At 35.6% G+C, this 12,478-nt stretch carries 11 protein-coding genes, 1 tRNA gene and 1 riboswitch; of the genes, 9 read left to right on the forward strand and 3 right to left on the reverse strand.

The window, feature by feature from the left end; genetic code table 11:
- Positions 1-199: 199 nt before the first annotated feature.
- The 5 genes from BG04_RS23635 (at position 200) to BG04_RS23655 (ending at position 4,801) form a co-directional block, all read left to right on the forward strand.
- Positions 200-1,057 (forward strand): SMP-30/gluconolactonase/LRE family protein, encoded by an 858-nt coding sequence (locus tag BG04_RS23635; RefSeq protein WP_034651983.1) that lies wholly within the window; start codon positions 200-202, stop codon positions 1,055-1,057.
- Positions 1,058-1,281: 224 nt separating this feature from the next.
- A complete protein-coding gene (locus BG04_RS23640; RefSeq protein WP_013083221.1) occupies positions 1,282-1,644 on the forward strand; it encodes a group I truncated hemoglobin in 363 nt (120 codons plus the stop codon).
- Between the two features lie 139 nt (positions 1,645-1,783).
- Complete coding sequence (gene hpaB, locus BG04_RS23645) at positions 1,784-3,220, forward strand: 4-hydroxyphenylacetate 3-monooxygenase, oxygenase component (RefSeq protein ID WP_034651978.1); 1,437 nt, start codon at positions 1,784-1,786, stop codon at positions 3,218-3,220.
- A gap of 148 nt (positions 3,221-3,368) precedes the next feature.
- Positions 3,369-4,175 (forward strand): DUF817 domain-containing protein, encoded by an 807-nt coding sequence (locus BG04_RS23650; RefSeq protein ID WP_016764168.1) that lies wholly within the window; start codon positions 3,369-3,371, stop codon positions 4,173-4,175.
- 65 nt (positions 4,176-4,240) lie between these two features.
- The gene (locus tag BG04_RS23655) at positions 4,241-4,801 is read left to right on the forward strand and encodes a tubby C-terminal domain-like protein (protein ID WP_034651973.1); all 561 of its coding nucleotides are present in this window, start codon (positions 4,241-4,243) and stop codon (positions 4,799-4,801) included.
- Positions 4,802-4,831: 30 nt separating this feature from the next.
- Here the strand turns inward: BG04_RS23655 and htpG are convergent, their stop codons facing one another.
- Entirely contained in the window at positions 4,832-6,709 is a 1,878-nt protein-coding gene (htpG, locus tag BG04_RS23660; protein WP_034651970.1) for a molecular chaperone HtpG, read from the reverse strand.
- A 210-nt stretch (positions 6,710-6,919) separates the two neighbouring features.
- Positions 6,920-6,998: riboswitch (ZMP/ZTP riboswitch) on the forward strand.
- Positions 6,999-7,166: 168 nt separating this feature from the next.
- On the opposite strand from htpG, the gene BG04_RS23665 reads away from it, so the two are divergent.
- The 3 genes from BG04_RS23665 to BG04_RS31120 all read left to right on the forward strand — a co-directional run bounded on the left by BG04_RS23665 (position 7,167) and on the right by BG04_RS31120 (position 9,956).
- Complete coding sequence (locus tag BG04_RS23665; RefSeq protein WP_034651968.1) at positions 7,167-8,366, forward strand: phosphoglycerate dehydrogenase; 1,200 nt, start codon at positions 7,167-7,169, stop codon at positions 8,364-8,366.
- A gap of 123 nt (positions 8,367-8,489) precedes the next feature.
- Positions 8,490-8,951, forward strand: a complete 462-nt coding sequence (locus BG04_RS23670) for a hypothetical protein (RefSeq protein WP_234943181.1) — start codon at positions 8,490-8,492, stop codon at positions 8,949-8,951.
- A gap of 855 nt (positions 8,952-9,806) precedes the next feature.
- A complete protein-coding gene (locus BG04_RS31120; RefSeq protein ID WP_013057122.1) occupies positions 9,807-9,956 on the forward strand; it encodes a hypothetical protein in 150 nt (49 codons plus the stop codon).
- A gap of 117 nt (positions 9,957-10,073) precedes the next feature.
- Here the strand turns inward: BG04_RS31120 and BG04_RS23675 are convergent.
- Both BG04_RS23675 and BG04_RS23680 read right to left on the reverse strand, forming a co-directional pair.
- Positions 10,074-10,145, reverse strand: a tRNA-Ala gene (locus tag BG04_RS23675).
- Between the two features lie 106 nt (positions 10,146-10,251).
- Entirely contained in the window at positions 10,252-10,800 is a 549-nt protein-coding gene (locus tag BG04_RS23680) for an HD domain-containing protein (RefSeq protein ID WP_034651962.1), read from the reverse strand.
- A gap of 225 nt (positions 10,801-11,025) precedes the next feature.
- On the opposite strand from BG04_RS23680, the gene BG04_RS23685 reads away from it, so the two are divergent.
- Positions 11,026-12,327 (forward strand): GH25 family lysozyme, encoded by a 1,302-nt coding sequence (locus tag BG04_RS23685; RefSeq protein WP_034651960.1) that lies wholly within the window; start codon positions 11,026-11,028, stop codon positions 12,325-12,327.
- The last annotated feature ends 151 nt before the right edge of the window (positions 12,328-12,478 follow it).

The raw sequence follows: 12,478 nt of genomic DNA on the forward strand, positions 1-12,478 counted from the left end.
AAAAAAGCAGCACGCTATACAAAGCGTGCTGCTTTTTTTATGAAAAGATTCTCTTAGAACCTGGTGTTTAAAGAATGTCATACAACGGGTATTTATGAAAAAGGAAAGATATTCCTAGCTTTTTTATTTGTTTAAAAGAATATTTTTTTGAGGAAGCCATAAAAAAGCTTGTACATAAAAACGAAAAAGGAGCTTGAAAATGGAAGCGAAAATTGAAAAAAAGTACGATGGCCGTTTGCTTGAAGGACCCCTATGGGATGAAGAAAATCAAAAATTAGTGCTAGTAGACATCTTAGATAAAAAGCTTCTTACGTACGATCCAAAAACGACAACCTTAGAAGGTATTGCTCTTCCTTCAGTCGTTACAAGCGTTTCTAAAACCAATCATTCAAATTTGATTGTCTCCACCCGTAATCAGCTGCTTTTAGTTGATAAAAACAAAAAGAATCATGAAGAGTATATCCGCTTAGATACTCTTGAAAAAACCATGCGTTTTAATGATGGAAAATGTGATCCATATAATCGCTTTTGGATTGGAACGATGAGTGAAGAAGATGAAGAAGGAAAAGCCCAGCTGTACGTAGTAGATGAAAAAGGTGTCATTAAGAGCGCTAAAGAAGGATTAAGCGTGTCAAACGGGCTAGCATGGAATCGAACAGGAGACAAATTCTTTCTGGTTGATTCACCGAAAAATAAAATTATGTCTTATTCGTTTTCTAAAGAAACAACAAGGCTCGAAGATGAAAAAGTGGTGATTGACCTTTCAGATATGGACGGGTTTCCTGATGGAATGACAATTGATGAACACGATCGATTATGGGTAGCACTTTGGGGAGGTTCGAAAGTCATTTGTGTAGATCCAGATAAAGGAGAAATTATAGAATCTATTCATCTTCCTGTTTCCAATGTAACCTGCTGTACATTTGGAGGAGACGATTTACAAACCTTATTTATCACCACAGCTAAGGAAGAAGAAAAATACGAAGAAGCTGCCGGCTCTATTTTTTCATGCCGAGTAGGAGTAAAAGGCGTGCCGGCTTATACTTACGTGTACTAGATAAGCGCTTATCAAAATGTAAAGATTCCTAAAGCCCAGTAACGAGAGATGTTACATACAGCTTCTACAATTCCTTTACATTGTGTTCATTTCTTTACATTTTATTCTTTATGTGGAAGAGGAATAAAATATGGGGACAACGAATTTCCATAAAGAAGCCTTTTAAAGAATATGAACACTTCTATTGGGTAATAATGGGTAAAGGTAGAAAAGGAGGAATTGTTTTGGAACAAACATTGTATGAAAAAGTGGGCGGACAAGAAGCTATTGAAAAAGTAGTTGATTATTTTTATTCTGAGCTCGTGTTAAAAGATGAAACGGTCAGTCACTTTTTCGAGCATACGGATATGGATAAACAGCGTCGACACCAAGCCAAGTTTATAAGCTTTGCCTTAGGTGGACCGAATCAATATTCAGGAAAGTCGATGGCCAAAGCACATGCAAATATGAATATTCAACCCGAACATTTTAATGCAATTGCTAAGCATCTTCACGATGCACTTGCTCACTTTAATGTTGAAGAGCCGGATATTGACCAAGCATTAAATAAAGTTGAATCCCTAAGAAATGATATTCAATATAAATAAATTATAAAAAAGAAGGTTACTGTGACCTTCTTTTTTTGTGCTCAAAGCTGTGATGTATGAAGGAAACATGGAAAAGACATCGTAATATGATAAAAATGCAATAGGTAAAAATATTTATCGAAAGTCTGGGAGTGGGAGTATGTCAGCAATTAATGGGAAGCAATACGTAGAGAGAATTAATCAATTAAAAGCAAATGTATGGGTTGATGGCAAGCTCGTAACAGGCAATATATCAGAACATCCGGCTTTTAAAGGAGCCATTAACAGTCAAGCTAAACTTTATGATTTTCAGCATGATAAAAAAATTAAAGATATCATGACATACCAATCTCCGGATTCTGAGGATTTTTTTGGTACATCTTATTTACAGCCTACAACAAAAGAAGAGTTAAAAAAACGACGAGAGATGACTCAGCAATGGGCGCAATTAACCCATGGTATGATGGGAAGAAGTCCGGATTATATGAATACCGTATTGATGGCTTTTGCATCCTCTGCAGAACTCCTGAGAGGAACAGAAAACTGCTTTCCTGAAAACATCATTTCTTATTATGAATATGTGAGAGAGCACGATTTATCGCTCACTCATACATTCATCGATCCTCAAGTCAATCGAATCCAATTTTATTACGAGCAAAACGACGAACCGATAGCAGCAAAAATTATTGATAAAAACAATGAGGGAATCGTTATTCAAGGCGCGAAACTGCTTGCTACACAGGGTGGAATGACGGATGAGCTGCTCGTACTGTCTTCAGCGGGCATTCAAGGAAAAGAAAAAGGATTTGCTTTTTCGATTCCAAGTAATACAAAAGGAATTAAATTTATTTGTAGAGAATCATTTGCAGGAAAAGATTCGGCGTTTGATTATCCATTAAGTTCTAGATTTGAAGAAATGGATACAATTGTTGTCTTTGACCATGTATTAGTACCGTGGAACCGCGTGTTTTTCTATGAAAATGTAGACGTATCAAATACATTCCTTGCTTCTAGTTCCTTCTCAGCTTTTGCTCTGCATCAAGTAACTTCAAGGAGAATTGTCAAAACAGAGTTTGTATTAGGGATTGTACAATCTCTGATTGAAACCATTAACATTATAGACTATCCGCATGTACGAGAAAAAGCAACAGAGCTTATTATTGCGTTAGAAACGATGAAAGCTCTCGTGATGAAAGCAGAAGAAGAAGCGGAGATTGATCCATGGGGATACATGCGTCCGAATGAAACTACACTTCGTATTGCCGCAAATATATTTTCAAAAACCTATCCTACCTTTACAGAGATTATCCAGATTTTAGGTGCGAGCGGACTAATAGCAATACCAACAGAAAATACGTGCCACTCATTGGTTAAAGAAGATATTACGCGTTATTTGCAAGCTAAATCGAGAGGGGCAGAAGATCGTATTAAGCTTTTTCGACTAGCGTGGGATTTAACTATGAGTCCGTTTGGTACAAGGGAAACACTGTATGAACGTTTTTTCTTTGGGGAGCCTGTACAGTTAACCAGTTATCTGTACTTATCTTACGATAAAGAGCGCTATGTACAGAGAGTAACCGATTTTTTGAAAAGTTAACGGAGGAAACAAACCTCCGCTGGGTATGATAGTTTCGTTACCAAAACAGCGGAGATGCTTATTGAATAAATTTGAAAAATCTGCAATAATTTTCAGGGAATCATTTCTGTGAAAATACTAAGGAATACTATAAAGATAGGATGTTACAATGAAGCAATTAATCTATTTTGGTTTAGAACAAGCAAAATCTTGTGTTTTTCCTGTTATCATTTTTCTTACATTGGCTATGACAAAAACAATTGAAGTACCATTTATTTCTAGATATGACCTTATTTTATTAGTCTGTCTAGGAACTCAAGTTTTAATGGTGATGTTTAAACGAGAAACGCTTGATGAAGTAAAAGTCATCGCAGTATTTCATTTAATTGGGCTAGCGTTAGAACTCTACAAAGTTCATATGGGCTCATGGAGCTATCCAGAGAAAGCTTTCACTAAAGTCTGGGGAGTTCCGCTGTACAGCGGATTTATGTATGCTAGTGTAGCCAGCTACATGTGCCAAGTGTGGAGAAGGCTTGAATTAAAGCTTACGAATTGGCCTTCTACGTGGGTTGTCAGTATACTAAGTATGGCTATTTACCTTAATTTTTTCACGCATCATTTTATTTACGACTTCCGCTGGTTTTTAAAACTTTTTACTTTACTTATTTTTTATCGAACTTTTGTATATTTTACGGTTAACAAACGTACGTATCGCATGCCTTTAGTATTGTCTTTTGTACTGATTGGCTTTTTCATTTGGATCGCTGAAAATATCGCAACATTTTTCGGGGCATGGCAGTATCCAGATCAACAGCAGCAGTGGACAATGGTTCATATAAGTAAAATTAGCTCTTGGCTTCTTCTTGTGATTATTAGTTTCTTGATTGTTGCTTTACTAAAGCATTTAAAAGAAAATCAAAACCAATTTAAACAAAGGGAGAAATCAAAAGAAACAAATGAAATATATGAAAGATAGAAACATAACTATGTATATGTACATACACACTATTAATATGAAGTGCAGGATCTTTGGAGGCCTATATGCAAGAATATATTTTTTATCTTCCCTATTTTAAATCAGCGGGGAAGACCGTAGCAGTTAAAAATGAAAATGGAGAAAACGTCGGACAGCTTAAGAGAGCGCATAAAAATATGTGGACTAAAAGTATTGATTTTTTAACTCGTGATGGACTTCCAGTTTTAGATTCTATTTCTTGGTTTCCTATCTTCTCCTGCGGCTTAAAGGTACATTTACAAGTTCAATGGGAAGGAAGAACGGTGCTTATTGATCACGTGGAAAAACACCGGTGGGTGATAAAAGAAAATGGAAAAACAGTGGGGTATCTATTAGGGAAAGGAATAATTAAAAACGAAGGGGAACAAGAAATTAGATGGTTAAATAACGTCTACATGTTAAGCAGTCATGAAGCCATAGAGGAAGCGTGTATTTTTAATCAAAAAAGAGAAAAAGTCGCAGAGTTTAAATCAGACCTTTTTCATTTTAAAGAAGGCAAACACTCAATAAGAGTAATAGAAGAACTGCCGATACCCATTTTTATCGCTTCTTACTATATAACTAATTTTATTATGTTATACATATAATCAGGCGCAGATTGATTCTGCGCCTGATTTTTATATCATGATTTTACAAATATCATTTGTGAATTCAACGGGATCACTAATAGATAAGCCTTCAATTAAAAGAGCCTGGTTATATAATAGATTTGTATAAAGGTCTAATTTCGCTTTATCATTTTCAAGTGCTTCTTTTAAAGAAGCGAACACATCGTGATTTACGTTAATTTCTAGCACTTTTTCTGCTTTTACATGCTGATTGTCAGGCATAGCACTTAAAATTTTCTCCATTTCAATCGTTACTTCACCATCAGCTGATAAGCAAACGGGATGTGTTTTTAAACGTTTAGACGCGCGCACATCTCCTACTTTTCCCGCCAAAGCTTTCTTCATATAGTTAAATAGCTCTTTATTCTCTTTTTCCTCAGACTCATTGAGCTGTTCTTCTTCTGATTCAATCCCCAAGTCACTGCTTGAAACAGATTTAAATTCTTTTTCTTCATACGTCATTAACATTTTAATCGCAAATTCATCGATATCCTCTGTGAAATACAGAATTTCGTATCCTTTATCTGCAACCAATTCTGCTTGAGGAAGTTTTTCAATTCGGTCGTACGATTCACCTGATGCATAATAGATATACTTTTGATCCTCAGGCATGCGCGATACATACTCATCTAGTGTTACGAGCTTTTTCTCTGTAGAAGAATAGAATAAAAGCAGGTCTTTTAACAAGTCTTTGTTGCTGCCAAAATCACTGTAAACGCCGTACTTCAGCTGGCGGCCAAATGAGTCATAAAACTTCTCGTACTTTTCACGTTCGTTTTTAAGCAAGCTTTTTAATTCATTTTTGATTTTCTTGCCGATGTTTTTGGCAATCAGCTGAAGCTGGCGGTCTTGCTGCAAAATTTCACGTGAAATATTAAGAGATAAATCTTCAGAATCTACCATACCTTTTACAAAGCTAAAGTAATCCGGAAGAAGATCTGCACATTTATTCATAATTAAGACGCCGTTTGAGTAGAGTTCAAGTCCTTTTTCAAATTCTTTTGAGTAGTAATCAAACGGACTATTTTCTGGAATAAATAAAATAGCATTGTAGCGAATCGTTCCATCCACGTTAATATGAAGGTGAGTGAGCGGTTTATCAAATCCATAGCGTTTTTCTGAATAAAACTGCTCATAGTCTTCTGAAGTCAATTCATTTTTATTTTTCTTCCAGATCGGTACCATACTGTTGATAACTTGTTCTTCTGTATAATCTTCTAGCTCGTTATCAGAACCTTCTTTAGGACGTTTTTCCGTTATATCCATTTTAATCGGGTAGCGGATAAAGTCTGAATACTTTTTAATGATCTCTTTTAAACGATATTCTTCTAGATACTCATCATATGTTTCATCTTCTGTATTTTCTTTAATTTTTAAAATGATTTGAGTTCCAACCGTTTCTTTTTCGCACCGCTCGATTGTATAACCATCAGCACCAGTAGATTCCCATTTATAGGCTTTATCGCTGCCTAAAGCTTTACTAATCACCGTTACGACATCTGCTACCATAAACGCTGCGTAAAACCCAACGCCGAATTGGCCGATAATCGTGTGCCCGTCCTTTGTTTCATTTTCGTTTTTAAACGCAAGAGAGCCGCTTCTCGCAATTGTGCCCAAGCTGCTTTCAAGCTCTTCTTGCGTCATGCCAATTCCAGTATCCGTAATGGTTAAGGTACGGTCAGCTTTATCTGGTGTTACTTTTATGTAGTAGCTTTCTTTGTTAAAATGCAAGGAGTCGTCTGTTAAAGCTTTGTAATAAATTTTATCGATTGCATCACTTGAATTTGATAAAAGTTCTCTCAAAAATACTTCTTTTTGAGAATAAATGGAATTAATCATCATCTCTAATAATCGCTTTGACTCGGCTTTGAATTCTTTTTTTGACATAAGAAGTTCTCCTTTCCAAATAGGGCTTATAAAATAATTAGCACTTGAGTTGATAGAGTGCTAATTACTCTTCTTATTTAACATGTATTGGGGTATTTGTCAATATATTAGGAGATTCACCAAAGAGATTAAAAATTAGACTGAAAAAAGCAAACTTTTAAAAAAAGGTTGAACGTTCTGAAAGAGTTTGCTAGAATATACTTAATTTCAAAGACTATATGTGACTGGCGAAACGCGGATAACCGTGAGGAAGCATATAGTGACGTAGCCGTTCGCCTGGGCAGAGGTAAGGGATTAATACATATCTCTTACCTCTTTCTGTTTAGGGGGAGAGGATATAGAAGTTATCAGACATGTAGGCTGAAAAACCAGACTTTTAAAAAAATTAAAAATGAAGTTCCTTTATCCAAAGGTAAAAACATGTAAAACTACGATGATAATCAGAGGAGAGTACAAAATGAGCACATTAACATTAGAAAAAGTACAAACAATCAAAACTTTAAACAACATTGCACAAAAAGGTCTAAATGTTTTTAATCAAGAAGGTTATCAAATTGACAACGACAGCGAACATCCAGATGCGATTGTCGTGCGTAGCTTTAACATGCACAGCATGGCATTTGACCAAAATTTAAAAGCTATTGCACGAGCTGGAGCAGGGGTTAATAATATACCGGTGGACGCTTGCACGGAGCAAGGTATCGTTGTATTTAATACGCCAGGAGCTAATGCAAACGCAGTAAAAGAAATGGTTTTAACTACAATTATGGCTTCTTCTCGTAACTTATTTGCTGGAGTTGAATGGACAAAAGGATTAGATGGCCAAGGTGATCAAATTCCTAAATTAGTTGAAGCAGGTAAAAAACAGTTTGTTGGAAAAGAAATCAAAGGTAAAACGTTAGGTGTTATTGGTTTAGGTGCAATTGGTGCTCTTGTAGCAAACGATGCGCTTGATTTAGATATGGACGTAATTGGTTTTGATCCATTCATTTCTGTTAATACAGCTTGGAATTTGTCTCGCAACGTACAGCGTGCAATGTCTCTAGAAGAACTATTTGCAGCATCTGACTATATTACGGTTCACGTTCCATTAACGGACGATACAAAAGGGGTTTTCAATAAAGAAACGTTCAGCATCATGAAACCGGATGTTCATATTTTGAACTTCTCACGCGGTGAGCTTGTAAACGAAGAAGATATGAAAGCTGCTCTTGAAAGTGGAAAAGTTGGACGATACATTACAGATTTCCCAAATCAAAATGTCTTGAACATGAAAAATGTTGTGCCAATTCCTCATCTAGGGGCATCAACTCAAGAATCAGAAGAAAACTGTGCGGTAATGGCAGCACGTCAAGTGAAAAATTTCTTAGAAACAGGAAACGTTAAAAACTCAGTGAACTTCCCGAATGCATCTCTTCCTTACACTGGGAAAAAACGCGTAGCTGCTTTCCATCACAACGTGCCGAATATGGTAGGACAACTTACGCAAGTATTCTCAAACTACAATTTAAACATCGCAGATATGGTGAACAGAAGCCGCGGTGAATATGCGTATACAATGATCGATATTGACAATCAAGTAAGTGACGAGATTGTGCCTGAGCTAGAAGAAAAAATCGGTCAAATTGAAGGAATTATTACAAGTCGTATTATCTAATTTGGTTCCCGTCATATTTTAGTGTTACAGCCCTAACTTAGAAAAGTTAGGGCTGTTTTTACATGGTGTTTACCTCATATCAATTCCTTCATTCTCATAGCATATAGAAATACCTTTAAAGAGGTGAACGTTTTGACAGGAGAACTGATAGGAATTTTGATAGGGTCGCTCATCGCGCTGGCAGGAACATTCATTACGTCTGTCGTAGCTATAGTGATGTCGAAAGAGCAATACAAACAAGAGCTTCGCAAAGCATTTATCCAAAAGAAAGTTGATGCCTATACCCATGTGTGTCAAGTTATTCTAGCTATAAAAAACGATTTACTTACAAAAACTGTTTCTTCAGCTGGCTTAAACTGGACGGCTCAATCTATTAACGAACTAGCAGATGTGTGTATTACGGAAGGTCTATGGATCGATGAAGAAGACAGCAAAAAGCTGGAGGTTCTGCAGAAGCAGCTTTCAAAATTTGTATTTGATGAAATAGAACTGTCTAGACATGATATTCTCACAGCCTGTTATGAAATTGTTGAATATTGTGAAAAAAAGGTAAGGATTCTTCATTCTATGACTACAAAAGAATAGGTGATTACTACTTTAAGAAGTGATAGTAGAAGTATTAAAAAAGCATCGGTCTTAACGATTGTATAAGAAGTGTATGAGCTATTTCATATTTCATACAGTTCTTAACAAACAGTAAGTGTTTATGAAAAGAACTTTGCAGCAGCATACAAAGTTCTTTTTTTATAGCTTGCGTTTTTTCGTTTGATTGTGGATATCACTCAAGAAAAACAAAGCAAGCAAAAGGATAATTCTAACTACACAAGCCATTTGAATGGTATTTAAGGATGTTGATAACTAAGGGATTAAAGCGATAATACATAAAACTAAGCTACCTAGTACAATAGCAAAACGAATAACGAATAACAAAGACGACTGTTATAGAACGAATGCCATATACAGCTGATATACTAATCACTTCTTTGTAGAATGAAATAACTTTTTTGTCCAGGGGATAAGCATGCTTAACATCTCACGTTAATGTCTACATTCACATTATCTTAAGTTTCAATTCATACTGGCTTCATATAAATTAATCATACTGAATGTATTAATGAAAGATATGAGGTGGAACAATTTTAAAAAAGCTTGTTAAACTATTTAGACAAGAAACCGAGATATCTAAAGATAAAGAAGTAGATCTCCACGAAGAGAACGATTTTAACGAAGTTTGTGATGATCATTTCATTATAGATGAGTATTAGAAACCCTATAAAATGCTGCGGAATTTAAAGAATTGATTGAGTATATTCGTATAACCAGTAATTGCACAAGGGTCGTAAAGGTATACTTTTACGGCCGATTAATATTGATGAATTGCTTTTTACATGAAACAATGTGAAAAAAATGGGCATCCTAGAAGCAAAAGGAGGGGATAGAATGGGCAAAGAACCAAATGATGAAACAAGTGAAGGGCTGAATCAGCTTTTTGAAATCATCAATGCAAAAGGCGACGAGGGTGAACTTAGAGAAATTGTCAGCAGGAGCAGTGAAAAGAATAATCATAAAAATCATGAGGATCAATCGTAAAAAGAAAATAAAAAACCTCTTCATGGAAATCATGAAGAGGTCAGATGAAATAGTATTGCAACCATTCCATCCTGCAGAGTTTTAAAGTGTTTTAAACTCTTGATACGACTGGTTTTATGGAACTGATGGGATTCGAACCCACGACCCCTTGTCTGCCAGACAAGTATTCTCCCACTGAACTACAGTCCCGATTATGTAGAGCCTTTATTGCGTGTTGACTCTACTATATTTTAATACGTATGCCGCGCGTTCGCAATAGTTATTTTCAGTGTTTTCTAATTTCTTCATATGAATATTAACTTTTAAAAAAATCATTTACTTCTTGTTTATACGTATAAAAAAAACTTGGAATTTGGCTTGGTTCCAATCCTTGTGCAGCGTATTTGCTGATGGATTCGTAGTACCATTTCTGCTTTTCGAATCCTCTTTTAAAGCTATTCCAAATCGTATCTCCTTGCTGATCGTAGCTTTCTTTTAAAGACCGTAAATTGTCTAATTTGTCTGCTACAATTAAAGATTTCACTTCAAGAGAACCAGTTTTCACAATTTGAATTGTATGCTGTTTACGTTCTTCCCAGCTTTTTGATTTGTTTTCTGTATGAGCTTCAACAATCCCCGCTACCTCTAAACCAAATCTTTGTACAATTTCTTCGAGTGTTACACTTGTATCTTCTACAGCATCATGCAGATAAGCTGCTGCAATTACTTCTTCACTAAAACCTGCTTTTTCTAAAATATTACCTACGTTAATAGGATGAACAATATAAGGTGTATCAGACAGCTTGCGCATTTGGCCGCTATGAGCGTGTTCTGCATATCTACGTGCTTCTTTTATTAAAGACATCATATTCCTCCACTTTTTATTCAGTATATCTTCATATTATTAGTATAAACGAATATAGCTTTCCTCACTTTATAAAATTGCAAAAATTCATTTCTTATAATAAGGGAAGGCTACCAAAATCCCTTCTTATTGTAGTTTTTTTATAAAGCCTAATATCTATTTAATAGGCCTGTATCAGTTGCCATTTCCTTTTTTATTCATAGTTTGTATGAAGGAGTGATAGCAATGCAAAACCGTAATAGTCAAAATATTAAGGTCATTGATGTTTCTCATCACAACGGAACAATTGATTGGGCAAAAGTGGCGTCGGATGGTGTAAAAGGCGCGTATATTAAATTAACAGAAGGTACAACCTTCTTAGATAAAAAATCATATGATAATTATATAGGTGCAAAAAATGCAGGTCTACGTGTAGGCTTTTATCACTTTGCTCATGCTGATAATGATCCCATTGCAGAAGTTAATTTCTTTTTAAATAAATTAGGCAGCATGAAGGTTGATTTGCCTCATTGCTTAGATTTGGAAGAAAATAAAGGGAAAACAAAAGCGCAGGTCACAGCCTTTGCAGTTAGATGGATGGAGTATATTGAAAGGAAAACAAGCATTACGCCTATTCTTTACACGGGGTATAGTTTTATTAAATCCAATTTTACAAGCGCTGTGGCAAGATATCCGCTATGGATAGCTCGTTACAGTGGAAGTAACCGTTCTAAGGGATTTGTTAACCCAGGTGATACGGCGATTTGGGATAGATGGTCTATGTTTCAATATACAGATCAAGGAAAAGTAAACGGGATTAAAGGCAATGTTGATATCAATGAAATGAATCTGGATTTCTTTAATAGTATTAATACAGGCGTGACGGTGGTGGAAAATAATAAGCCATCAGCACAATTGCAGCAAGGTGATAGCGGACTAGCTGTAAAAGAACTGCAGCAAAACTTAATTAGATTAGGATTTGAACTTTCCCAGCAAGGAACCGATGGTCAATACGGCAGCGAAACTGTTACAGCTGTTAAAGCTCTTCAGGAAAAGTATGGATTAACGTCAACCGGAAAAGCTGATGAGAAAACATTAGCTAAAATGATGGAACTCCTTAAAGGTGTAAGTAATCCTATAGAAGAATCGTTACCAAAGGTTACTTCACTCGGAGATAAATATTCTTTTCAAGTAAAAGCGAAGAAGGATATTGGAGTCTACAAATATGCGAATATAACAGAGAATTTTAGAACTATAAAAAAAGGCACGGTATTTAGCGTATATGGCTATACGAATGCAGCATGGGCTGTTCCAGGCGGATTTGTGCAAATGAAAGACGTAGAACCTATCCCAATTACAATTAAAACAGGCGGATTAAGTAAAGACATGGAAACAGAGTTTCGTGCTTTCTTAAAAAATGAAGGAATTGACAGTGAATTACACGTACATGCAATAGGTAATCCGTCAGCTGAACTCACAGCAGCTGGACTGGATTTGGTAAAAGTTAAACAGTTTTTAGATAAAAAAGGCTGGTACTACAAGCAATAAACTCCCGCTCCGAAGAGCGGGGGTTTATTTTGGTATTTTGTAAAAAAAGAATAGCAGAGATCAATTAAGTAATTAAAATATGTTCTAAATAACAAAGTAGGTGGTAACAAAAAAGTTTCTATGTATAGTTCACCTCTAACAGTCATATTTT

This window comes from Priestia megaterium NBRC 15308 = ATCC 14581 (assembly GCF_000832985.1).
GTDB lineage: Bacteria > Bacillota > Bacilli > Bacillales > Bacillaceae_H > Priestia > Priestia megaterium.